Source organism: Dyadobacter chenwenxiniae (genome assembly GCF_022869785.1).
Classification (GTDB): Bacteria; Bacteroidota; Bacteroidia; order Cytophagales; family Spirosomataceae; genus Dyadobacter; species Dyadobacter chenwenxiniae.
This window is the reverse complement of the sequence record NZ_CP094997.1, coordinates 809,212-832,917: the sequence shown is the minus strand read 5'-3', so window position 1 is coordinate 832,917 and position 23,706 is coordinate 809,212. Positions and strand designations below refer to the sequence as shown.

General features: G+C 42.4%; 17 protein-coding genes and 1 pseudogene. 9 read left to right on the top strand and 9 right to left on the bottom strand.

Translation table 11 applies throughout. The features are described from left to right. Nucleotides 1-42 precede the first annotated feature (42 nt). Together MUK70_RS03455 and MUK70_RS03450 are read right to left on the bottom strand one after the other, a co-directional pair. Complete coding sequence (locus MUK70_RS03455) at nt 43-1,104, bottom strand: serine hydrolase domain-containing protein (protein ID WP_234658832.1); 1,062 nt, start codon at nt 1,102-1,104, stop codon at nt 43-45. A 112-nt stretch (nt 1,105-1,216) separates the two neighbouring features. Continuing rightward, nucleotides 1,217-2,023, bottom strand: coding sequence for a helix-turn-helix transcriptional regulator (locus MUK70_RS03450; protein ID WP_234658833.1), 807 nt, complete (start codon nt 2,021-2,023; stop codon nt 1,217-1,219). A 1,465-nt stretch (nt 2,024-3,488) separates the two neighbouring features. Between MUK70_RS03450 and MUK70_RS03445 the strand changes: the two genes are divergently transcribed. Both MUK70_RS03445 and MUK70_RS31050 read left to right on the top strand, forming a co-directional pair. Continuing rightward, a complete protein-coding gene (locus MUK70_RS03445; RefSeq protein WP_234658834.1) occupies nt 3,489-4,958 on the top strand; it encodes a serine hydrolase domain-containing protein in 1,470 nt (489 codons plus the stop codon). A gap of 247 nt (nt 4,959-5,205) precedes the next feature. Next, a complete protein-coding gene (locus MUK70_RS31050; RefSeq protein ID WP_374759748.1) occupies nt 5,206-5,307 on the top strand; it encodes an integrase core domain-containing protein in 102 nt (33 codons plus the stop codon). A gap of 96 nt (nt 5,308-5,403) precedes the next feature. On the opposite strand, the gene MUK70_RS03440 is transcribed toward MUK70_RS31050, so the two are convergent. Together MUK70_RS03440 and MUK70_RS03435 are read right to left on the bottom strand one after the other, a co-directional pair. After that, nucleotides 5,404-5,760 (bottom strand): hypothetical protein, encoded by a 357-nt coding sequence (locus MUK70_RS03440; RefSeq protein WP_234658835.1) that lies wholly within the window; start codon nt 5,758-5,760, stop codon nt 5,404-5,406. A gap of 58 nt (nt 5,761-5,818) precedes the next feature. Further along, entirely contained in the window at nt 5,819-6,766 is a 948-nt protein-coding gene (locus tag MUK70_RS03435; RefSeq protein WP_234658836.1) for a T9SS type A sorting domain-containing protein, read from the bottom strand. Between the two features lie 50 nt (nt 6,767-6,816). Here MUK70_RS03435 and MUK70_RS03430 point away from each other — a divergent pair, with 50 nt between their 5' ends. Together MUK70_RS03430 and MUK70_RS03425 are read left to right on the top strand one after the other, a co-directional pair. Continuing rightward, on the top strand, nt 6,817-7,188 hold the full coding sequence (locus MUK70_RS03430; RefSeq protein WP_234658837.1) for a hypothetical protein: 372 nt from the start codon (nt 6,817-6,819) through the stop codon (nt 7,186-7,188). Between the two features lie 69 nt (nt 7,189-7,257). Further along, the gene (locus MUK70_RS03425; RefSeq protein WP_244784659.1) at nt 7,258-8,172 is read left to right on the top strand and encodes an IS3 family transposase; all 915 of its coding nucleotides are present in this window, start codon (nt 7,258-7,260) and stop codon (nt 8,170-8,172) included. 154 nt (nt 8,173-8,326) lie between these two features. Here MUK70_RS03425 and MUK70_RS03420 read toward each other — a convergent pair whose 3' ends face one another. From MUK70_RS03420 to MUK70_RS03410, 3 genes are all read right to left on the bottom strand, one after another. After that, nucleotides 8,327-10,777: an ABC transporter permease gene (locus MUK70_RS03420; RefSeq protein ID WP_234658839.1), complete on the bottom strand. Its 2,451-nt coding sequence runs from the start codon at nt 10,775-10,777 to the stop codon at nt 8,327-8,329. A 541-nt stretch (nt 10,778-11,318) separates the two neighbouring features. Continuing rightward, nucleotides 11,319-13,997 carry an ABC transporter permease gene (locus MUK70_RS03415; protein ID WP_234658840.1) on the bottom strand — a complete coding sequence of 893 codons (2,679 nt, stop codon included), beginning with the start codon at nt 13,995-13,997 and terminating at the stop codon, nt 11,319-11,321. Between the two features lie 18 nt (nt 13,998-14,015). Next, entirely contained in the window at nt 14,016-14,351 is a 336-nt protein-coding gene (locus MUK70_RS03410; protein ID WP_234658841.1) for a PadR family transcriptional regulator, read from the bottom strand. 301 nt (nt 14,352-14,652) lie between these two features. Between MUK70_RS03410 and MUK70_RS03405 the strand changes: the two genes are divergently transcribed. Together MUK70_RS03405 and MUK70_RS03400 are read left to right on the top strand one after the other, a co-directional pair. Beyond that, on the top strand, nt 14,653-15,591 hold the full coding sequence (locus MUK70_RS03405; RefSeq protein WP_244784657.1) for a PDDEXK nuclease domain-containing protein: 939 nt from the start codon (nt 14,653-14,655) through the stop codon (nt 15,589-15,591). Between the two features lie 698 nt (nt 15,592-16,289). Further along, entirely contained in the window at nt 16,290-18,227 is a 1,938-nt protein-coding gene (locus tag MUK70_RS03400; protein ID WP_234658843.1) for a cytochrome-c peroxidase, read from the top strand. 42 nt (nt 18,228-18,269) lie between these two features. Here MUK70_RS03400 and MUK70_RS03395 read toward each other — a convergent pair whose 3' ends face one another. Next, nucleotides 18,270-18,872: a recombinase family protein gene (locus MUK70_RS03395; protein ID WP_255716842.1), complete on the bottom strand. Its 603-nt coding sequence runs from the start codon at nt 18,870-18,872 to the stop codon at nt 18,270-18,272. Nucleotides 18,873-19,199: 327 nt separating this feature from the next. Here MUK70_RS03395 and MUK70_RS03390 point away from each other — a divergent pair, with 327 nt between their 5' ends. From MUK70_RS03390 to MUK70_RS03380, 3 genes and pseudogenes are all read left to right on the top strand, one after another. After that, the gene (locus MUK70_RS03390; protein ID WP_244784655.1) at nt 19,200-19,703 is read left to right on the top strand and encodes a hypothetical protein; all 504 of its coding nucleotides are present in this window, start codon (nt 19,200-19,202) and stop codon (nt 19,701-19,703) included. Between the two features lie 138 nt (nt 19,704-19,841). Next, nucleotides 19,842-20,030, top strand: a pseudogene (locus MUK70_RS03385) (transposase); the annotation flags it as partial. A gap of 503 nt (nt 20,031-20,533) precedes the next feature. Next, nucleotides 20,534-20,971: a hypothetical protein gene (locus tag MUK70_RS03380; protein ID WP_234658845.1), complete on the top strand. Its 438-nt coding sequence runs from the start codon at nt 20,534-20,536 to the stop codon at nt 20,969-20,971. A 444-nt stretch (nt 20,972-21,415) separates the two neighbouring features. Here MUK70_RS03380 and MUK70_RS03375 read toward each other — a convergent pair whose 3' ends face one another. Next, nucleotides 21,416-23,668 (bottom strand): OmpA family protein, encoded by a 2,253-nt coding sequence (locus MUK70_RS03375; protein WP_234658847.1) that lies wholly within the window; start codon nt 23,666-23,668, stop codon nt 21,416-21,418. Nucleotides 23,669-23,706 lie beyond the last annotated feature (38 nt).

The window sequence follows — 23,706 nt, the reverse complement described above, 5'->3', positions numbered from 1 at the left end:
TACTATTAAATTGCCGTATAAACAGCGGGTCTAGTGAGATCACTAATCAGCAGACTGTTTTACTAAATTTTTTTTTACCAGCTTGCGGATTTGATCATGAAAATAATAGACTCTTGTCATGTCAGTTGGGTCAGCAGACCTATTTTCTAGGATAACTACACTGATTTTAGTTGATGGAAAATACAGTATAGTGGAAATAAAGCCCGGAACGTAACCACTCATACTCAGCTCCTGGATACCGTCAATGTAGTCAATTTGAACACCATCACCATATTTGACTTCGCCCCATCTATGCGGGCGGATGACTGCCTCATTAATCATTGAACGGTAGATACTGTCGGTTAAGATTTTTCTCTCATGCAAGCAATAGTTCCAACGTGTCAAATCTTCAACGTTTGAAATTATGCCAGCCGCGGGAACACCCATAACCGGAAGATTCAGCAATGTCAGGATATTATCTCCTGAGGTCCATTCTTTATCATGATTCTCAACGTATCCCCTTACAATTTTTTGGTGCTTTTTGTCTTGAGGAGTTGATGCTGGGACTTTTGAATCAACCATTTTGCAAGCAGAAAACAGGGCTCTTGTCAAATTTGCATAAGTCTGAGACGATGTTTTCTCAACAACTTTCCCAAGAATAGCATAGTTCAAGTTTGAATATGAAAACTGTCTGCCAGGTTCAAATAAAAGTGGCGTGTTCCAGTTTCTAATCCCTGACGTGTGATTCAGCAGTTGCTGAATGGTTACAGAATCTGCCCATCTTTCAGAAAATTCTGGCAAATATGAATGAATGGTATTCTTTAACTTGATACGACCAGCCTGAACTTCCTGCAAAACTAAAACTGCCGTAATTTGTTTGCTGATTGACCCAATAATGAATTTGTCTTCCATTCTGAGAGAGACCATTTTCTCAGCATCACTGAGCCCATAGGCACGCTCATAGATAGTATTCCCATTTTGACTAATCTTGATAATTCCGTTGAAACTCCTAGGTGTTGATATTTTGATTAGAGAATCTACCGACCTGGTTAAAGCTGACTGTCCAAAGCTGTTGCTGGATAACAATAATAGGAAGAAAAAAAAGCTGATGATATGATGTGCCATAGTAAAAAATATTCGGGTGTGAACGTGAATTTGCCCTCAAAGTGTACCGTGAGTTCTGGACAAAAGTACCGGCAGACTCTGGATGAAACTTGGAAAAATGCGAACAGACGCTTTATTTTTTTAAGGAGAGAAGGTAGTCATCGGCAAAAAACTTTCCAGGTGACGTGTTCGTGATAGCCCGAAATGTATTGTTAAAATGTGCCTGGTCATAGAAGTTGTTCTCCAGCGACAAGTTCGTCAACGATCTATGAATGTCTTCAGGATAAGCAATAAGCTCGATTGTTTCTCGTAGCTTAATTATCACAATGAATTCCTTTGGACTTAGGCCTATATGTTTTTTAAATATTTTTTGTAAATGCCTTTGCGAGCATCTGATGGCTGTTGCAATGTCTTTTACAGTTGTGTTTCCTTTCAACTTTACAATCATTTTAGTGCTTTTGGTGATCAGAGGTGATGCTTTTGCTGGATTATAAAATTTTGCTAAGCATACTTTTAATTTGTCAAGGAATTCGTTGATATCCTTTGTATCGCTAAATTTAAGAATAGTCGCCTCGTTCTCCTTTTGACATTCTAAAAGGCTAACCATATTTGTATAGGGGCTGAGTGCCTGTGAAGTAAAATGAACGGGTGCCCAGGGGTAAAGTTGTACCATTGTGGCTTTGGAAAAGGGAAAAGCATCAATTGAAACTACATGAGTGCTTTGCCCGCAGAAATAGATACCTGCCCCTAGCACATCAACTCTTCCATTTTGTCGAACGGTAAAGCCTATACCTTCAATAATGGCAATGTTAAAGCAGCCGTTAGGCAAAATAGATTTGTCCAGGACTGCCAGACAGTTGTCAGAGTTGTTTAAGATCCAGATCTTCTTTATAAAAGGAGACAGAGCATCAGTGACTTCATGCTCCTGATATTGAAACATATCTTTAATAATGTGAAGGATTTTAAACTGGCTTGCTATATGATGAACAAATTTACTTTTTTATTTGAGCGAAAGTGCGAGCAGGCGAACTATTGGTTAGAACTTACTACTCTGACACACTGATAGAGAGTAAGTTGGACATTGAACACAAACTCATCTTGGAGGATACTAACAAATGAAGGACTTTTTGGAAATTATGATCGCGAAGTCAAGGAAAAAATAAAATTCTTTGTCGGTGAGCGCATTTTATCAATCAGTCAATTCGGAGAATCTGGGCAAGATTTTACATTATCTCTCAGCAACGGCACCAAACTCCAGATATTTAGTAATACCTATTTCGAACCGTGAATATTTTGTTAGGTGGGCAAATCGTTTTAGTAGCGGCATATCCAGATAATCTCTCCTGCAAATAGGGGGTAAAAGAACTATGTAAAACACTGCAAAACAATTCTGAAAGTCACAACCAATTGGGAAGAAAATCACATGGTGCTGAGAGTATGGAAAAACCACCGGATATTTGGTGGGGTTAAAATCGTATAGTCAGAGATTAGCACCTGCTGTTTGGAACACAAATCCGCTGGTATTGAGGCGAATCGATTAACGGAAGATGTGCACGACCCAAGAAGATGCACTAGGTTAACTGCTTTTAAATATGGCTGCGTCATTCAGGAAATCTTAGATTCTTCGTCCTATGCTTCCCAACTATTTTCATATTTTCTGGGTCACTCTTGTGAATCTTAGACAATATGCCATATGCGGTTAATCCTAAAGGCTCCGTTGTACTTCAATCTGCTGTTCATTTTCGCATTCGCATGTTCAAAAAATGATGAAGACTGTGGGTGTGATGGCTCAACGCGCCGTGTCCTAGAAAACCGACTAGCCAGATACATTGGCGACGGTACCTTTGTTGTTCAAGAAACAATGGCAGGTTCCATAAGCGTACATGCTTGTGATGTGGATAATGCTTGGGAAACAAATAAGGATGAAAAAAACTGGAATTATACTATCTCAGGCAATATTAAAAACACGTGTCTAGGCCCTAATCCCGAATTGAGGCTTCCGCCTCCGGGAGGGCCAATTCAGATTACATATGTTAAAAAGAATTAGGCTGAACTAGTAGTCTTCCAATTCTATCAACAGCATTTTCTTGCCATGCCACTTTGGGTTTTGTCACCGGGCTTGCCAGTGTAGGGCTCCTTCCGCGCTACGGTCTATACCGCCATCCCGTAACCAACTACCCCCCTCGGAATATTTGGATCAAGTAAACAGTTTACTTTGACCACCGTTTCCAATACGCTGATAAATTTGTTAGTAGCCTTGCAAGTAGCTTGCAGCTGGCTATGCAAAATATTAAATGTTCGCTGATAGATTTCTAGCTTATCCGGAGTTTGCAAAGAAGCTGTATATTGTTAATCTTACATTAGTCTTACCGACAACTAAAATCACTTTAGTCTGGCAATTCATTATGCTGAGAAGGATATTAAGATATTGCATAGGTCTGGCACTCTTCGTAAATGTTCTGGCCTGTTCTACTGACGAGCAAAAACTGGTAGGAATCTGGCATACTGAATTTGAGGCTGTGCCACATCTTAAAGGTCCGCTCGATGTTGAGTTGCGTCATGATTTTTTTTCTGATTCGTGGAGCGGCAGGTTTGAAATTCCGGAATCAATGGCGGAAGGAACACTGTCTGGTATAAACATAACGAATTCAAAAATATTCCTGGATCTGGGGCAAGGAGCGACATTCACGGGTAATCTTTCGAAGAATAAAACAGAAATCGGAGGATTGCTCAATATACCCGATCGCAAACCTGAAACGGTGACCTTGACGAAAACTGATCGTTGGACGTCACAGCGGCCAGCAAGGGTTGACAAGGAAAATCGTCCTCTGTTGAAATGGAGCTATCAAGCTCCGCCTGTAACCAGTGATGGCTGGAAAGTGGGCGCATTGAATATGCAGACTGCGAATTCCAAGGTATTACACGATCTTTTCGAGAACATATTAAAGGGCAAATATCATGGACTGGACGCAGTGCTTGTTGCCCAGAATGGAAAGTTGTTGCTTGACGAATACTTTTATTTAGGTGAACGAGAAAGAATCCATAGTTTACAATCCTGTACAAAAAGTGTGACGTCGCTCCTGATTGGCATCGCGAAAGATGGTGGCCTGATCCAAAATCTGGATGCACCATTAACCGCTTTTTTCCCGGCCTACAAGAACTCTATAAAAGAAAAATCCCCACAACCCACGCTGCGTAATGCTTTAACCATGTCGGCCGGACTGGATTGGCATGAGGACATTCCTTACACTGACCCCAAAAACGATGCTGTTTTAATGAACCAAAGCAAGGATATGTATCAGTATGTCCTGGCTAAAAATTTGGATGAAAAGGACAAGCCGGGTAAGAAATTTGAATACAACAGCGGCCTTTCGATCTTGCTAGGTGGTATTCTATCCAATGTAACGGGAAAGCCTGCGGACAAATACGCAGAACAATCCCTGTTTAAAGGCTTGGGAATTGAAAACTTTTCCTGGACTTCAATGAATAATCAAGTCCACACAGGAGGAGGATTGTTTCTCAGGCCCCGGGATATGTTGAAAATTGGCCAGCTGATATTGGGCAAGGGAAAGTGGAATGAGAAGCAAATTGTGTCCACATCCTGGATCACCGAATCTACTGCATTTGTTATACCAATAAATGAGTCAAGCTCGGATTGGGGATATGGATATCAATGGTGGCGTGGCGTGTTCCGAGTTAGAGATAAAGTATTTCCCGTAATATACGCTGCTGGTTACGGAGGTCAGGTGTTATATATCGTTCCCGATTTAAACCTTTCAATCCTTACATTACATCACAACGCTTCGGATGTAAGTGGCAGCCACTCCCTGACCTGGAAAGATATCGAGAAGTCTATTCTTCCTGCTTTCATCTGATTAGAAGCATTTAGGCAATGTGCCGTCCACTTATACGAGGTTGCTTTCCGATTTATGCGTAGGGGGCTACTTGAAATTTGTCCCATCGTATTACAGTAAATTACCAAGCAAAATTTTTGTGCAGACTGGTAAGCTTGCATGCATTCCACCAGAAAATAATGAAAACCATGTACCAATTCAGAATGGATTAAGCATCATTGCCTAATGATAAAACTTTTAGGAAAAACGTATTAGAGCCGCCATAAAGATGGATGATGCTATGGAAAAAATTGAAGATTTTAGGTGGGAATACAATCACGTTAGGCCGCACCGTGCACTGAATGATTTAACCCCAAAAGAAATTTGTTAATTTTCATCAAGAAACACCGGAAACTCTACTTTCAACCCTCTGAAAACCAGGGATGGGCTCAGTAATGGGATACTTACACTGGCTTCCCACCAATGATTATTTTTTTGCTAAGGTAGTAATCGAAATTAAGCCGCAGAATTCACAATCCGTACACGTATTTTTTGCTTCGCCACCAAAGACGACACTATCGCCATTCATGATCTTATTCTGAGCCAATAAGGTTTGAAACGTTGAATCGTTACAAACCGCTAATCCAGTTGAATAATACCCTTGGAGTCTGTATGAAATAGGCTGTTCAGTAGTATCATATTCTATTTTGCCTGAAATATTGTTAATTATAGCCTCTGCATCACTATCACAGCCACACTGAGCTCTTTGTGGGTCTTTCTTTTCTTTGCACCCTATTAGGGACAAAAAACATGTGTAGAAAATCGTTTTGACCAAGAATTTCATGTAGCTTTTATCTTTCTATTTTTATGTATGCACAACATCCGTCATTTTTTGATATCAATCAGTGCTGAATTTGAATCTGTTTCATAATTTTGGATTCACCACTACCAATATGTAAAAAGTAGGTTCCGTTTGGCAGCTTATCAGTGGCAAAATTGATTTTCTTTTCAGTAAAGGCTTTTTTAGAGAGAACATTTCCCTTCTCGTCCAGCAACAAAAGTTCTGTCATTTTTAAATCGTCGGTTTTCAACAACGTTTCTGTTTTCGAATATGATTCAACTTCATTCATGTCTGTTACGGCAACGGCTTCAATGGAGAAATCACTAGAAGCCGGATTTGGATAAACTATTGTCCGATAGAAACTGCTATAATTATAAAAGGAAAAGGTGACCTTACAGGTGTTATTGTTATTAATAGTGCAAGGAATGCTCAGGGAAGCACCTGGTCCAAGCGTAGCATTTGCATTCCGACCATTAGCACCACTACTCACCGATCCGGACTGTGTGGGCGGACCCCATACGTATGTAGCTGTATTACCGTAATCTTTCATTAAAACTGAAATGCTATTTCCACAACTATTACAAACCCCTGCGCCAGCAGTGCTTCCTGTAAAGTCAAACGTCGTTAATCCATAACTAATGCTTCCTGCTGGTCCTACAAATACTTTTTTAGATAATTTAGTGCTACCGCACAGAGATCCCCCTGTAATATTGGCACTAATAATTACTTCACCATTAAAACCGTTCTGACGGGTTGCAACCCCGCTGCTGGTTATACTCAGGCCTGACGGGTTAGAAGTAGACCAACTAATGCCCAATCCTGCTGACAATGTTCCAGAAAACGAATATGATGCCGATGTGCAGATGGCTTCATTGCCTAGTACCTGATAACCAGTGTTAGCAAAGGCATAGGATGAATACGAGCCACCTGGAGCAAAGTTGGCACGCATTCGAGATATCTGTCCATTGGTAAAAAAATTTAGTTGATTACTGTAATCCATAAAATTCATAAACATAATTGTATTACACTGAAATAGCCTTACAATAACCCTGTAAGCTTATGAAATTGAATGGATTAATTGTTATCAAGAAAAATTACAAAAACAGTAAGTTCCGATCTCAGGTTGTTGAGCTTTGTCGCTCTGGCATATTTTCCGACCAACAACTTTTGAGTCAACTTAAAATTTCTCGAACTTCACTTAAAGCCTGGCATCGTTGGCGGTCCGCCGCGCGGTACATGCGCTACCGTCTTGGCCGCTGGCTTAGGACTAAACCACGTGTTCCAATGAAAAAAGAATCTGATGAGCTCTTGGCATTAAAGCAGAAACTGGCTGCTGTTGAAAAGGAAAACGAACGGCTTAAATTGAAGAATGAAGGATTGGAAATTATGATCAATATCGCTGAAAAGCACAGGGCCGCCTGTGCGGTTTGACATTCCAATCCGAAAAAAGTCTGGACCCAAGCAGTAACGGAGTTGAGCTACCAGCGTCCACTAGTGGCGATGAAAACATTATGCGAGCTGTTTGGGTATGGCCGTCAGGCATGGTATGAAGCCATAAAACGCAAAGATCGACGGGCTGATGACGAGCGGCTTTTAGTTGCTCAAATTCGATTGATACGGTTACAGCATCATAAAGTGGGCGCTGAAAAACTATACTTTCAGATGAAAGACTGGTGCATAGCACATGGTATCAATATTGGACGGGATAAGTTTTTTAAAATTTTGAGAGACAATGGCTTAATGATTCGAAGGAGGACAAGAAAAGCCATTACAACGAATTCGCGACACAACTTGCGTCGCTATCCAAACCTAATTCGAGATTTAGAAATCTCTGGTCCTAATCAATTATGGCCGGGCCGCCGGGCGGTCAGCGATATGACTTATCTTACCCTTACCCGTGGCTTTGTTTACATGAGCCTGGTGACAGACGCATATTCTCGCAAAATTGTAGGCTGGTCAGTGCACAAATCTTTGCAGACCGAAGGGCCACTTTTAGCTCTGAGAAAAGCGTTGAGAACCATAATGGGAACAGAGAATTTGAAGTTAATCCATCATTCAGACCGGGGAGTTCAGTATTGTTCAAGGTCGTACATTCAGCTTTTGAAGAATAATAAGGTTGATATCAGCATGACAGAACATGGTGACCCCTACGAGAATGCGCTGGCAGAAAGGATGAACAGAACCCTGAAGGAAGAATTTTCTCTTGACCGGACTTTCTTCTCGTATGAGCAGGCAAAGCAGTTAGCGGCTGAAGCAATTGCATATTATAATCAGACTAGGCCTCATGCCAGCTGCAATTATCTAACACCCAACCAAGCTCATGAGTGTAATGGGACGATGCTAAAAAAGTGGAGACCCGCAAAAAGAAAGATAACCGGAATATTACAAAATCGACTCGTCTACAAAATGGTGTAAATCTTAATTAAATCTGTAAGGTAAAGTCAGCGTAATGCACGGGTAATAGTCCTTTATATCTCCCTATTCCGGCATGCGAGTTGACCTGCTAAGCTGACTTAACATAGCAATTGGTTGTCGGGAATGCTACATGTTAGGTGTGTTAAGACAGTACTCATTCCGATTTTAAAGTCGTTGCCGGATTGGCCAATGCTGCTTTTATTGCCTGGGAGCTGATGGTGGCAAAAGCCAAAGCAATGGCAACTATGCTGGCTACTGCAAACATCCACCATTCGATATCTATTTTGTAAGCAAAATCCTCCAACCAGAGCCGGCTTGCATACCAGGCAATGGGCGAACCGATGACAATTGCGATCAGCACCAGTTTGATAAAATCCTGTGACAACATTGCTACAATGCTGCCAACCGTTGCCCCCAGCACCTTACGAACGCCGATTTCCTTGGTGCGCTGGGCAATGGTGTACGACGACAAACCAAATATCCCCAACGAAGCGATCATCACAGCCAGCATTGAAAAGAATGTCGAAATCTGGCCGAAAATGCGGTCGTCTTTATATTGCTCGTTGAACTTTTGATCCATGAAAAAGTAATTGAAATTATTTCCAGGGAAGAAGGCGTCGTATTTTTGTTTGACCTGTTTGATTGTCGCTTCTGCCTCAGGCGCATTCATTTTCATGGAGAAAAATCCAGCCATTGAGTAAAAAGGAGCAAAAACGATCGGCTCGATGGCATGTTTGAGCGATTGCTGATGGAAGTCGCTGACAACGCCCACGATCTCCCATTCCCTGCCATTAACAACATATTTTTGGTTAATTGCTTCTTCTGCACTGTTGAAACCAAGCAACTTTACGGCAGCTAGATTTAAGATAGTGTTTTTCACTTTGCCGCCATCCACATTCGAATCCGTTGCCAGGAAATTGCGGCCTGCCAGTTTTGTTATTTTATAAGTATCAAAAAAATCAAGGTCAACGGCCATTGAACTGAGTGTTACACCTTTTTCATCATTAGAACCCACCCGTTTGATATTGAAGCTGCGGCCCAGGCGGTTACCAAAGATATTTCCCGATGCGCTCGCCTGCTGCACAGCAGGAATGCGTTCCAATTCGGTTTTAAACGCGTTTAGGCGATCAATCGCGGTTGAATCCCAAAGGGTAAGTTCCGGTCCGCGGATAACCAATACTTGATCCATATTAAAGCCCAGTTTCTGCTCACGCATAAATTTAAGTTGCTGGAAAATAATGAATGTCCCAATAATCAGGATAATGGATGCGGTGTATTGAAAAACCACCAGCGACTTGCGTACCCAAATGCCCTGTGAGGATCTTTTGAATGTTCCTTTCAAAACCTGGATTGCCTTAAAGCCTGATAATGCAAAGGCAGGATAGAAGCCCGAAAGGAAAATGCCAGTCATGAAGACGCCAGTCAAGATAGCGGGTAAATAATAACCGTTAAAACCTTGTCCAAGCAGTAAAGACAATGACAAAGGCCTGCTAACAAGTTCATTCAATGTGGGCTGCAAGAACATGGTCAGCACCAGGGATAGCACCGCCGCAGTAAGGTTAAGGATGATGGATTCGGACATAAACTGCCAGATGAGTTGCCCGGAGGTTGCGCCTGCCACTTTGCGGACACCCACTTCGCGCGCACGTTCCAGCGATCGGGCTGTGGAAAGATTGATGTAGTTGATCCAGGCGATAACCAAAATAAAAGCAGCGATTATAAGCAGCGTCCAGACGGCCTTTCCACTATTGACCTTGCCAATTTCATACTCGTAATCCGAGAAGAGATGTGCTCGGTGCAGTGGTTGCAAGCTGAATTTTTCAACACTTCCTGAAATCTTATCGCCTTGAAAATGCCGCTGGCTGAAAGCGGGAAGCTTTCTTTCCAACGCAGCTACATCAGCACCTGGTCGGAGTTTGACATAATGCCACATATCCGAATTTTGCCAGCTATTTTTCACCCATTCGCCCCAAGTTTTGGACAAAGTTTCATAAGACATCAGAGCGCCAAATTCAAGGTGCGAAGCTGCTGGAAAATCTTTCATTACGGCGGTAATCTCATAAGGCTCGTTATCCGTATCGACTTTCAAAGTTTTGCCGATCAGACTTGCATAATCTGCTGAACTAACCCTAAAAATCTTTTTTGCACTGCTTTCTGAAATCACAATGGAACGTGGAGCCCTAAGCGCAGTTCGGGCGTCGCCGGCAAGCAATGGAAAGGTGAACATTGATAGGAATTGCGCGTCCGCAAAAATTGCTTTTTCCTGAAAAATCTGTTTATCCTTTTGAAGGTTGAAAGTGCCTACATAGCCCATCGTTGTCACGCTCTCCACTTCATTGAAATCAGCAACCATTGCCGGACCAACCGCCGGATAAGTGATTGTTCCATGCTGTACAAGCTTTCCCTGCTGAAAACGATCGTTTGCAATCCGATAAATGCGTGGTCCATCCTGATGGAACTTGTCAAAACTAAGTTCAAAATTCACATATTGGAGGATTAACAGGCAGGCTGTTATGCCTGTAACCAGGCCAGTAAGATTCACGAGTGAAAAAGTCCTGCTTTTCCACATGCTACGCAAGGCGATTTTAACGTAATTCCGAATCATATCAGGTTATCTAAGGTTGGCTTTGTTGGCAATCCTTCTTTTTATAAACAAAGTGCCAGTGGCCAAAAGTAGCCTGTATAGCGTGCTGATCGCGATTTATGACTTTGTCAGTGTTCGAAAATGAACAGCGCTTCGCCGCGGCGGACGGTTTTACAACACGCTTCGAATTATTCATTGTATATGAACTATTCAACCCTTGTTTTATCTCACAAAAGAGTAATTGTTATTTGGTTGAAGCTAGTTTAAGAACCGGCTACTACACTGGTGTGGTTTCAGCAATAAAATACTTGAGCTATTCAGGATCGGTGGCATAATTCTTAAATTCTATAAAACAGCTCATAACATTTCAGATTTTGACGATTGCCAATGTTTTACTTGTCCAGCAGATCAAGTTTGTTTACTCGCCGTTTGAGTCAAGCGATTCGCCAACGCAGCAATAGGATTGAATTGCATGTTAGACAGAAGCTAATATGCTGTGGCCACTTTCTAGATACAACGTATGATTTCGAGCGGTCAATGTCTGGTTATACATTCACAGCAACTACTCGCTCCGAAGACTTTTAACCGGATTCATCAACGCTGCCTTGAAACTCTGAAATGAAACAGTTAAAATGGCGATCGTCATCACAAGGGTTGCGGCGGCGGCAAAAACCCACCATTCCATCTCGATTTTGTAAGCGAAGCCTTGAAGCCACTTATTCATCAGGTACCATCCTACCGGAGTCGCGATGCAAATAGCAATGAGCACTAATTTCAAAAAATCCTTTGAAAGCAATGACACCACACCTGCAATGGAAGCTCCGAGTACTTTGCGAATTCCAATTTCTTTGATGCGCTGCTCGGCTGAAAACAAGGCAAGCCCCAACAAACCCAGACTAGAAATCATTATAGCGAGTGGTGCCAGCAGGTTTGAAAGTTTGGCGATTACCTGCTCACTGCGGTAGAGTTTATTGAACTCCTGATCCAGAAATTGGTAATTGAAAGGAAAATCAGGATTTGCTTCTTTATATATATTGCCGATACCAGCAAGCGCCTGGGTGGTTTTGCCAGGTTTGGTACGGATGAGAATGACGCCGAAGTACTCGTTTTCTTTTACATCAATGACGACCGGCTTGATCTTCTCATGCATGGATTGCACGTGATAATCTTTCAATACACCGATGATATGCCCTTTTTTGGCCCAGGCCGAAATCCATTTTCCAATCGGGTCTTTCATTCCCATTTGCCGCAGCGCTTCTTCGTTGATCAGAAACGCATCTGTCGAATCGGTTGCCATTTCTTTGGAGAATCCCCGGCCTTGAACAACTTTCAGGTTCATCAGTTTTACAAAATCCATCCCAACCGAAGCTGGACTAAAATACACTGCGTCATTCTTTTCCTTCCCTTCCCAATTAACTGCATCGGCAACTGAAAAACCCATGTCATGCGGAGCCTCAGTGCTTCTGTCGACCATTGCCACGCTGGCAAGTTTTGAGACCCGCTCTTTGAAAAGTAAGTAATTGCTTCGGGCTGCAAGTTTTCCTTCAATGCGAATGTAAACCAGATTATCACGGTCATATCCGAGATGCTTATTTTGCACAAAGCGGGTTTGACCCGAGATAACGATGGTGGCAATAAGTAGGACAATTGACATTGTAAATTGGAAAACAGTAAGTCCCTGCCTGAACCACAAACTACCCCGGGTGAAACGCACTACACCTTTTAATATACGCACAGGTTCAAGGGAAGAAAGATACAAGGCCGGATAGCTTCCCGCAACCAGTCCGGTGACGACTAATAAAGCTAGGAGAAAGATCCAGAAAGAAGGTTTTGCGATAGGGACCTGGATATCCTTTCCGGTTAGTGTGTTAAAAGAAGGCAAAAGGAGTAGAACAACCGCCACTGCAACCAACATTGCCAGAAAAGTAAACAAGAGTGACTCTCCCAAAAATTGTGATGCCAAACTTATCTTGGACGAGCCTACAACTTTTCGTAAGCCGACTTCTTTGGCACGTTTGACAGACCGCGCTGTCGACAGGTTCATAAAGTTGATGCAGGCAATGGCCAGAATAAAAAGGCCTACACCTGTGAAAATCCGGACATATTCAATGCGCCCGCCTTCGGGTTTCCCGTTTTCAAATGTGCTATGAAGATATTGGTCATAAAACGGGATCAAACCTGCCCTTTGCTGGATTCCCTTTTTCTTTTCCAGCCGCGTGGCCAGGTACTGATTGATTTTAGCTTCCACTTTGACAGGATCCGAATCCTGCGTGAGTTTTAAGTACGAACGGATCTCGTTGGATGCAAATTCGAGTTTCGTTTTTTGCGCTTCCCAATTAAACAGATAATCGAATTTCAGGGAACTCTGCCTGGGAAGGTTCTCGAAAACCGCAGTAACCTTAAAGTCTGCCCGGTTCTCGTGGCGCATAATTTGTCCCATTGCTTTGCCGGGACTGCCAAAGAACATTTCGGCCATATGCCTTGAAATTGCTACGCCTCCAATGTCTTTCAATGCCGTTTCCGGGGTCCCCTCAATCAATTTATAACTAAAAATTTTAAAGAAATCTTCTCCTGCCCGAGACCCTTCCAGCTTGATCTTCTTATCGCCCACTTGAAATGTTTCAGGGTGGCCCCACGGCAACTCATAGCCAGTGGCATAGTAGGCTTGATACTTAATTTCAGGAATGACTTTATCAATTTGTTCCAATGCAAAAGAAATGCGACTCGAACCAGGCGCTAGAACAAATCCAGCAGCATATGAACCGGCTACTTTCCCGTTTGTCGTGGTGGTCTCATACATTGCATACAGGGTTTCTTCGTCGGCAAGGAAATGATCAACCGCGTTTTCATCCTGCACCCACAAAAAGATAAAAAGGCAGCAAAGAATCCCCAAAGCAAGCCCACAGATGTTGATGGCTGAAATAACTTTGTTTTTGAAAAGATTGCGGAATGCAATTTTGTAATAGTTCTTGATCATGGCAGTACTCAGAAAAAAGGGTGAATGATATTCGTTTGTTTGTCGCCTGATAAATATGGGCCGCATGTAGGACATTGCTTCTATGAAGTATCGCCTTTGCGCATTGAGTTTGCCATGAAGCTGAATCCTTCGGGCATATCGTTCATGCAGATCGCCGAGCACTTGTTCATGCAAGTGGGGCGCAACCAGCCATTCAAGACATAGGGTCAGCCAACGTGGCGGCTGGTCAGATTTCTGATCTGCGGACCTGGGTTTTGATTTCATCGGAGATATTTTAAGCGATCAGTTCCATTCCATGCGTACGGCCGGCAGGATACGCTCCCAAAACCGGTTACGCACAGCGCGCGACTCTTCAAGAATTCGCCCGCCCAAAGCTGTCACCGAATACATGCGCTTTCTACGCCCTCCCCTTTCCGCAGTCGCCTCCCCCCAGGCCGAGCGGAGGTAACCCTTCTGTTCAAGGCGCTGCATTGCTGCATGGACGGCGCCAGTAGTCACCACATTGCCAGTTTCACGTTCAAGGTCTTCGGCTATGGTCAAAGTATACGCATTAGTCGACAAGGCGGCGACGGCCAACAATACAATTTCTTCAAACTCTCCCAAATCGCTTCGTCTCATTATCTTACCTTATTTAATGTCCGACTATATGATCTATTTCTGTATAACAAACTATGTACCAGTGTCAACAATGTGCCTTAGCAGCTTAAATTCAGCAAACAGCACAGATTCTAATTGATAAAAATGGCCGGAATCGGACAGTTAGAGTTCGGCCTTGAACATGCTTGGAATCCTAGGAAACAATTAAATAAAGCTCGCGCTCTTATTTGTCGTTGGTGTATCTTTTCCTTTGTCTGGCTACCTTTGATTTTATCATGAGCCTGGATCAGATTGTGGTAAGCACAGCGTATAATATCAAAATATGAGTTTAGATAATAGCCAAATTCAATTTATTTCGGACATTAAAGAGAAGGTGAGAGCTGCGCAGTATGAGGCACTCAAAGCCGTTAATGCACATTTACTAAACCTGTATTGGGAGTTAAGTAAGGCAATTTCCGAGAAGCAAGCAAGCGGTTGGAGTAAATCTATTGTTTCATCCTTATCGAGCGAATTGCAACGTGAATTTCCAGCAATGAGTGGGTTTTCAGTCGCTAATTTGTGGCTTATTAGTCAGTTTTACTCTGAATATTCAGTTCATGAAAATCTCGTACCATTGGTACGAGAAATCAGTTGGACCAAAGATGTATTAACCAACCAGATAGAGAACAATACCTACGAAAAATATCTCCTTAACCAAACAAATTTCGAGGACGTATTGCCTGAAAACCTAAAAAAACAGGCTTATTTAGCTGTAAAGGATAATTACACATTTGATTTCTTAAACCTTGCAGACAAACATTCAGAGAGTGACCTCGAAGAATCCCTAATCAAGAATATTCGCGAGTTCCTGCTGGAAATGGGATCAGACTTCACCTTTGTTGGAAATCAATATAAAGTATTAGTTGACAAAAGGGAATATAAAATTGATCTGCTCTTATACCATAGAAAGCTACAGAGTTTAATTGCCATCGACTTGGAAATAGGCGAATTTGAACCAGAGCACAAGGGAAAAATGGAGTTTTACCTTTCCGTACTCAATGACAAGGTGCGTTTACCTCATGAAAATCCGGCAATAGGGATCATAATTTGTAAAAGTAAAAACCGAACAATAGTTGAGTATTCTCTTCGGACTGCCACATTACCAATCGGTGCTGCAACATACCAAACAACCAGTTCATTGCCTGCTGAGTATCAAGCCTTGTTACCTTCCGCAAACGTAATAAGCCAGAAATTGATGCATTTGCTAGACAGTAATCATTAGACAGTATAGAGTTTCTAATTTTAACCAGTTTGCAGTGTAACCCTTCCGCTGATTAATGACCGCGTCGTTCTGAGCATATGCACAATCTAATGCCTAAAATATACCAAGGTCCAGATTACACCACTCAAAAAAGCTAGCGAACCTGTAAGACGCTTGTTTGTAGTCGGTCTGGGCACCTCCCGCATTGACTTCTTTTCCCAATAGGCTATCCAAGCCTGGCTAAGATATGGCCATAGATGTGTCAGTCCCAGACAGCAATAGACAATTACGATCAAACCATACCATGCTTTATCACTCCACATAGGCTCCTTTTTGTTCTTGCGATGTGAAATCAAGTTAAGCATTTTATCTCCTTGTTTCTCCACCTAACACAAAATATTGGTAAAGTCATTGCGACCCGTTCAAGGCGCCATACACAAAGTTTTAATGCAACAACAGTCGCAACTTCGGTAAAATTTGGCTTATGGCATTTCAAGAACGTCCGTTTGTAAAATGCCATAACATACAAGAACAAGTTGGACCTGTTGTGAATTTCTTGCCATACACGGGAATCTGCGTTGAAGTAGGGTTTGATTTTAATGGCACATTCCTTGCTGTATTACCGATAACTCAAATGATTTGGCTCTGCTTGGTTTTTGAGGTAAATTCGATAGCTACCCCACTAGGTCTCGTTAGGACAAGTTTCATTTTTTTCCAGGATGAAAAAAAAGTATTTCACGGCGCTATGCCTAGCCGCTGTTATTTTGTTTTGCGCCGCTATCTTCCGCAATAACAGCGGGATTAAAACAAGCGCCGCTCAACAGGTAGGGGAAATTTATCTAAATGAAATGCAGCGGCTGGACTCCATGCTCGTTGGGTATCCAACCTACTTTATGGATAGCAACTATGCTGCAAGGATTCGTGTGTACACCGATCTGGCTCGCCAGTTCAAGCGTGTTGAGCTTTTCTTCCTTTATTTTTATCCCGAAAAAGCATACACGACTATATGGCAGCCGATCCAGGCGATAAAGCAGCCGGTCGGACCATCATTACCGGACAACTTCCTGATAGCCGGGCCATTTGGCATTGATGCGGACTCGATTGTTACCAAATCCAGTAAAGGGAGTCGGGATTTTGAGAAAATGTTTATTGCGCGTGCTGCAAATAACTTCCATGCGACGTTGGTGGAAACGCAATTCGAGAAAACCATTTCGCAAATAACAGATGCGCAGATTATGGAAGCCATGAAGCTGCAAATGTTTAATATCAGCTCCGTAGGGCTGGGCAATGGCGATTTTCAACTAAACCCAGTCAATTTGCCATGCATTCATGCTGAAATAGAAGTTTGGAATAAGGTCATGAGAGTGTATCTGGCGCAGCTTCCCCGTTCTTCTGAAAAACTCAAAATCGAGGTTGAAGGTTTGCTAGATGACACTGAGAAATATCTCCTTGTCAACACTGATTTTGATACATTTGATAGAATGAAGTTGCTTACCAGCTATCTCAATCCGCTATCCAAATACCTGGAAAGAGTTAGAAAAGCCCTAAATATCCCTGCTGAAAACCGTTTTGTAGCATTCAACCCGGAAGTTAACGGGTTGTTTGAAGCCGATATTTTTAATCTGACTTTCTTTATGCCCGACAGCAGCGTTACGCTATTTAAGGAACGAGCGGATTTAGGGAAAGTCCTGTTTTTCGACCCGATTCTTTCTGATAATAACGAACGCTCCTGCGCATCGTGCCACAAACCCGAAATGGCATTTACCGATGGTTTAGGAAAAAGTATGAGTTTCACACTTGATCAACTACCCCGGAATGCGCCAACTATTATCAATTCAGTTTTTCAGCCATTTCAATTTTGGGATTCACGCGTTAGTTCTCTCGAAGATCAGGCAGATTCTGTCATTATGAATCCGAATGAAATGCACGGAACATCCTTCGAGATCGTCACTGAGCGTATTACAGCTAGCGACGAATACATTAAGCTTTTCAACAACGCATTCCCTGAAACAATTAAACATGGAATTGCCAGGAAGCATATCAAAAGCGCCATTGCATCGTACGAAAGGACATTAATTGGTCTTAACTCCCGGTTCGACAAATACATGAGAGGCGAGAAGACGGCAATGAGTATCCAGGAAATTAACGGTTTCAACGTATTCATGGGCAAAGGCCGTTGCGGAAGCTGTCATTACGCACCTTTATTTAATGGCACCCTGCCACCGCACTTTTCCATTTCTGATCACCGCAGTTTAGGCGTGCCAGTGAAAGACACGATGACTACATACGAGATCGATGCGGATATTGGCTTGCAACATTCCACACGAAATCCTTTATTCAAATCCTCATTTAAAGTCCCGACGGTTAGAAATGCAGCTCTCACAGCGCCTTACATGCACAATGGAATTTATCAGACACTGGATCAAGTGGTGGACTTCTATAATCATGGAGCAGGTAATAAATTTAGATTTCGCGGCCTCTTTTTGTCAATTCTTCCGGACTCTTTAAACCTGAGCAGCACAGAAAAGAAGGACCTTATTTCTTTCGTGCACGCGCTAACAGACACCTCGGGGACAAGAGCAAGGCCGAGGCATCTGCCAGAAATAAAAGGCAAGCACGCTGTACTGAATAATCGACTGATTGGAGGAAAATTTTAAGGTGCCAAATATTTGTAGCCGCGACTTTACGACGATATCTTGTCATCTTCGTTTTCGCAAAAACCCTTTGACATCTACTCCTGCATATTTTAAAATCTTATAAAGTGTGGGCTGGCTTTTTATTTTGAACATCTCTCGGATCTCATCCGTGCTCCTACTTTTCTTATCATAAATCTCCTTGACCTCCGGCGCGATTTTGCGGTAACGCTCACTCAAACCTGCCGGCCTCCCTCCTGCCCTTCCCCGCGCACGTGCCGATTCCAACCCAGCTTTTGTTCGTTCCCTAATGATGTTACGTTCATGTTCAGCAAGCACGCACATAAATTGAAAAAACAGATTGCCAGTTGCTGTACTGGTATCAATGGATTCCGAAAGTGATTTTAGATTGACTCCCCTTTCTTTTAGTTCTTCTATCAACTCAATAAGCTTGACAGTACTTCTGCCCAAACGGTCAAGTTTCCAGACAACGATCGTGTCGCCAGGCCTGGCATACTCTAATAGTTTCTCGAAGTTCGGCTTACTCGCTTTTACTCCGGAAACCTTGTCGGTAAAAACCTGCTTACATCCTTCCTTTTTCAAAGCATCCAACTGCAGGTCTAAATTCTGCTCCTGTGTTGAAACCCTTGCATAGCCAATTTTGATCATTTGTGTACATTACTTAACAAAATCAAATATAATACATTTTGTTATTTTACATGGCAATATAAACAATGAATCCAGCTTTAAATTTTCCAAAACTTCCTATTTACAAAAATGGTCGTTTTTGTAAACAGATAAATCTTCCTAATTTATACCAAAAGAACGTCTACCGCGCAGATTTCCCCAGCTGACCTTTTTAAAGACCAAATAGCAAAAGCAGTTACTGAAATGGTGACCAGAATACGCATGTAAGCTGAAAGCGCCGACACTTGCTACAATGTTGGTCACAAATGAAGTACCGGTATCCAAGGAGAATAGTTATATAGCTAGACTATGCATCAACATAGAGCGTTAATAGTAGAATTCGGAATAATTATTCTCGCTATGAATCCGGTTAAAATCTTCATTTACGTTGTTGCCTTGCTATTTCCTACAACTTTTGTTGGCTGCACAAATAGTGTAGAAGAGAGAGATGAAATAGGAATGAATAGATCCATTTATGTGGACGAGTTCAAGCTTACTTATTTTCGAAAAATGTTGCTTAAAACTTATAATAATTCCGGCGCTGCCAGGGAAATCATCAATCAAGATCATAGTGGATTTACCGAGATCGTCCTAACCATGGATGACTATAACCTATTGGACAGTTTAACAAGTGCTGACAATGAATTTCTGAAGTCAGATTCCGCTTATAGCATTGGAAGACGTGCCGAAGGAGCTGAGGGCAAACAATCACTTGGACTAATACTTGACAGAATTAGTAGTCATTGGCTTGACAGCCTTGCATTGAGAAGGTTTGAAATCTCCAACGCGAATACTTCCATGTTTTATGATTGACGCCGAGCGGCAGATCAACAATTCTGCATGTACCACAATTTGCGATTATGCTAAACATGACCTCCCCCCGGCAAACGAGACGGCTGAAAACTAGAGATTTTCGGTGGCAAAAACGGATCAAAAACGTAATTTGTCACTATGAAAAAGTCAAAATTCACCGAGGCGCAGATCGCTTTTGCGCTTAGGCAGTCCGAGACCGGAACACGGGTAGAGGAGATCTGCCGTCAATTGGGAGTGTCCCAGGCAACCTTCTTTAACTGGAAGAAAAAATATGGCGGAATGGGTGTTGCTGAGCTGCGAAAACTGCGCCAGTTGGAGGAGGAAAACGCGGGATTTGTAGCTGTCACGCTCGGATTCCGCCTTTTTAACCGCGGTGTCCTTTTCCTGCGTCAGGCGCGCGCGCTGATCGGCCAGTTTCTGGTTGATATCGCCACCACCGCTGTCTTTCAAGTGGTTATATTCTTCGGTGCTGAAATCATCCGTCAAGCCACTGTATTTGTCGGTCAGCTCGGTTACCTTCGTTTCAAGTGCCTTTTTTTCGACGCGCGCACTGGTTAGGGATGCTTTCAAACCTTTAACATCAGGGTGATCGTCAACCTGCTCAATGTTCAAAAAGAACTTGCCGTCCTTTTCGGTGTAAAACGCCTGAACGGCTTCGTCCAGACCATCGAGGTTTTCAAGAACTGTTTTCAATTTCATAAGGTGTGCCTTTCGGGTAGGGTTAGTATTGGCTGATTATTAAATATTTATGCCTAATAGTCAATTTATAATTTTGTTTTTGTATTCATTTGGATTTGTTCGTTTATTGTAGCTTAACTTAATCCTCTATCATGAACAAGTTTCTTCTACTTTTGCTTGTATCCTTAATCATTATTCCGCTAGGTTGTAAAAAGCAAAAGTCTAGTGATGATCCAAAGCCTGTTTCTACTATAAATGGCAAGTGGAAATATGATAGCAATTTGACCGCAGGTGCATGCGAAGACCTTTTTACAACCACTATTGAGATAAAAGATGGGGAAGCGAATGCTTTGAGTGTACCAGATAACAGATTTGGTTTTAAGGCTGGCGAAAAGTGGTTTGTAAATATCAAGCAAACGACATCGGCAAACAACTTTTCTGCCAATGGTGTAGTGCGAAATGCAGGTGGTGCAGTTGCTAATCCTAATGACCTGGTTGATATAGTTATTCAAGCCGGTGGTCAGGAAATGACTGTAGAAAGTAAAAGCAATGTTTGTAATCCCAAGCAAAAATGGATTAAGATCCCTTAAATTTTTCGCGCCGGGCGAGTTCCTTCAATGTATAGACATGCCCGGATTGGTCTACAAACTTTTCTAGACGTTCGCCAGTTCGGAACCGTTTCGCACGTTCGAGGCCTAAAACATCTTGCTGGAATTCGATTGACAGTTTTTTGAGAAATTCCTCAAAGTTGGTCGCGGCCGGCACGGGTCCGAACATACTTGCCCGGTTACCTTCACCTGGGCCGAAATATGGCACATAGATGGATCGGCAACGCCAGTGCGCGGGGATCAGCGGCGCCTTGTCCAAAGGAAACACTTTGCCATGTAAGCTTTCCCGAAATTAGGACAGCGTAGGATTAGACTCGAAATGAGCTCAATTCCGTAAGAACTGTCTCATATTGCTCAACAAAAAAGCACCCTTCTGAATTATGTGCTTCATCGGATACTTACCCTGAGGCGCCAGTATCTCGAAAATCAATTTTGGACAATTACAAACTCCACTCGCCGATTTTGCGCCTTCCCGTCTTCTGCCCTATTATCTGCAAGGGGTCGACTTTCACCGTAACCCCGGCTACGTAGGCGCGATCTGACAATACCTTTTGAAATTAGGTAGAAGCTAACGGCATCGGCCCTGTCTTGCGAAAGCGTCAGATTAGTTTGGTCGTTGCCGACGTCATCGGTGTGACCAGCGATCTCTACACCGACACTATTGTTCTCCGTTAAGAAGCTGGCAATACGGTTAAGCTCTGCATATGATTCAGGGAGCAGATTTGACTTACCTGTTGCAAAAAAGATGTTGTTAATATTAACGGTTGTTCCAACCTCAACAGGTGCAACGTATAATGCTGTTGGTTTGATAACGATTTTTTTTTCGGGCTTAATTAAATCTAAATTTACCGAACTGGCTACAAAACCCTTTGCTTTGGCCGTGATGCCATAGCGTCGACCATAAGGCAAATCAAGCACGTAATCTCCAGTCTCGTTATTTACCTCAGTTTGCCCCAATAACTCGCCTGTGCTTAAATCTTCGTATATGACAATAGTTCCTGACGGCACCGTATGACTTTTTTTGTCTATAATGCGTCCCCGATACTGATACGTATTGTTAGATTTATCCAAAACGACGGTCGGCGTTTTAATCATTTGAAGAATTTCATCAACTTTTTCATTTTGGCTATTTTGCTTATATCGGGACAAAAGTGGTTGAATATATCTTTCATCTCTTCCTCCTGCTTTTATGTATTCATAAATATAAGAATTAGCTTTTTCGTAATCTTTTAGCGCGTCAGCGGTAAGGCCAGCATACAAAGCTGACAAGGTGTCTTTTTGATTCGCCGCTAAGAATGCACTATTAAAATTGGATAAGGCATCTTCATATAATTTCGCCTGAAATTGAGATATTCCGTTTTCCATGAAAACACTGTAATTTGCTGGATAAGCTGCATTCCCCCCTGGTGTGACTTTCGGTTTTCGGGTTGTGTTATCCGGCATATTGATTTGCTGATGTGTGATTGCATCGAAGTTCCCCCACGTTAGCAAATCATAATCGCCGGCGGTTGGTTGCTGCGTTTCTATGACCAGTTTACAGATACCAGCTTCTTTTATCACATACGAGCGATTAATCAATCGAGATGTTGGACTGTTGTCAAAATGGGGTACTAACTCCTCGCCATTTTTATCGTACACTTTAATTAAACTCGCTTCGACGTTTGTGGAGCGGTAAATGAATTCAAGTATGCCAGGTTTAGCCTGGATCGTATATTCGTGCCGTCTATTGTTAGCTGAAAATTGCCCTTTTTGAGCTTGGAATTTAGATTCGATGCGTTTAGGGGTAGTTTTTAGTTTACCCATAACCTCTAATTTATACTTAGCTTTTGCATTAGGTTCACGAGTTGCAACCCATATTTGATAGGATCCTTTTTGATCGACTTTACTTACGACATAATGCAGCCCTGGTTCTTCTCCAGACATTCCCATATTTACCGAACCAGCTGGATTTACCAGACCAACTTGAACAGGTACACCATTTGCTTCAACATTGATGTCAAGAACGGTCCCTTCTTCTGGCTCAAAAACATAACAGTGATTGCGTGGCGAAAAGAAGTTATTGTTTACTCCTCCGCCCCCTTCTTCGCCAAATGTCAATTCTTGCTCAAACCACCGGGGAATAGGCTCCTGGTAGAAGTTTTGGATTGGCCCTTTCAACTCGAAACGGTATTTGCCTTTCTGGTACCGCCATTGAGTTGCGACCTGAATTTTATATTTGCCTGCTCGTGGAAGTGTGTAATCGTCAAGATAGTGATTAACGTCGCCGTTAAACTCCGTTACGATACCCCTCGGCAGGTTTAGCATATTTGATTCTGCCGAGAACGTAATGTGAGTATTTGGCTCGGCAACTTCGAAGTAGTAGACGTGGTTTCTTGGCGATGTCGTAACAAAATCAAGATGTCCTGTACCTTGCCAGGTTCCTCCTCCTCCATAGTCGGACCAACCATTTTCAACTACTTTTGAACCTAGTCTTTTTGTAACACTTCGTCCTTGTTTGTTTTCAGAATTACCTCCCATAGGTTGTCCATTGACTGTAATTATTTTCCCAGCGCCTTCTGCTAATTTTCCAAAGAACCCTTTTTTGGGGACTGTTGTAGTTTGCGATGGATCTTGGGCGAGAAGTGGCGAAGAAATTGCTAACGTAGCATAAATCCAGAAAAAGACTATATATATTTTCATTATTGATTATGAGTTTACAAGAAATGAGAAATTGAATA

What these genes read in the sequence shown, in the direction of transcription:
- MUK70_RS03455 (WP_234658832.1), bottom strand. Translation starts at nt 1,104, where the DNA reads ATGGCACATCATATCATCAGCTTTTTTTTCTTCCTATTATTGTTATCC.
- MUK70_RS03450 (WP_234658833.1), bottom strand. Translation starts at nt 2,023, where the DNA reads ATGTTTCAATATCAGGAGCATGAAGTCACTGATGCTCTGTCTCCTTTT.
- MUK70_RS03445 (WP_234658834.1), top strand. Translation starts at nt 3,489, where the DNA reads ATGCTGAGAAGGATATTAAGATATTGCATAGGTCTGGCACTCTTCGTA.
- MUK70_RS31050 (WP_374759748.1), top strand. Translation starts at nt 5,206, where the DNA reads ATGGATGATGCTATGGAAAAAATTGAAGATTTTAGGTGGGAATACAAT.
- MUK70_RS03440 (WP_234658835.1), bottom strand. Translation starts at nt 5,760, where the DNA reads ATGAAATTCTTGGTCAAAACGATTTTCTACACATGTTTTTTGTCCCTA.
- MUK70_RS03435 (WP_234658836.1), bottom strand. Translation starts at nt 6,766, where the DNA reads ATGAATTTTATGGATTACAGTAATCAACTAAATTTTTTTACCAATGGA.
- MUK70_RS03430 (WP_234658837.1), top strand. Translation starts at nt 6,817, where the DNA reads ATGAAATTGAATGGATTAATTGTTATCAAGAAAAATTACAAAAACAGT.
- MUK70_RS03425 (WP_244784659.1), top strand. Translation starts at nt 7,258, where the DNA reads ATGAAAACATTATGCGAGCTGTTTGGGTATGGCCGTCAGGCATGGTAT.
- MUK70_RS03420 (WP_234658839.1), bottom strand. Translation starts at nt 10,777, where the DNA reads ATGATTCGGAATTACGTTAAAATCGCCTTGCGTAGCATGTGGAAAAGC.
- MUK70_RS03415 (WP_234658840.1), bottom strand. Translation starts at nt 13,997, where the DNA reads ATGAAATCAAAACCCAGGTCCGCAGATCAGAAATCTGACCAGCCGCCA.
- MUK70_RS03410 (WP_234658841.1), bottom strand. Translation starts at nt 14,351, where the DNA reads ATGAGACGAAGCGATTTGGGAGAGTTTGAAGAAATTGTATTGTTGGCC.
- MUK70_RS03405 (WP_244784657.1), top strand. Translation starts at nt 14,653, where the DNA reads ATGAGTTTAGATAATAGCCAAATTCAATTTATTTCGGACATTAAAGAG.
- MUK70_RS03400 (WP_234658843.1), top strand. Translation starts at nt 16,290, where the DNA reads ATGAAAAAAAAGTATTTCACGGCGCTATGCCTAGCCGCTGTTATTTTG.
- MUK70_RS03395 (WP_255716842.1), bottom strand. Translation starts at nt 18,872, where the DNA reads ATGATCAAAATTGGCTATGCAAGGGTTTCAACACAGGAGCAGAATTTA.
- MUK70_RS03390 (WP_244784655.1), top strand. Translation starts at nt 19,200, where the DNA reads ATGCATCAACATAGAGCGTTAATAGTAGAATTCGGAATAATTATTCTC.
- MUK70_RS03380 (WP_234658845.1), top strand. Translation starts at nt 20,534, where the DNA reads ATGAACAAGTTTCTTCTACTTTTGCTTGTATCCTTAATCATTATTCCG.
- MUK70_RS03375 (WP_234658847.1), bottom strand. Translation starts at nt 23,668, where the DNA reads ATGAAAATATATATAGTCTTTTTCTGGATTTATGCTACGTTAGCAATT.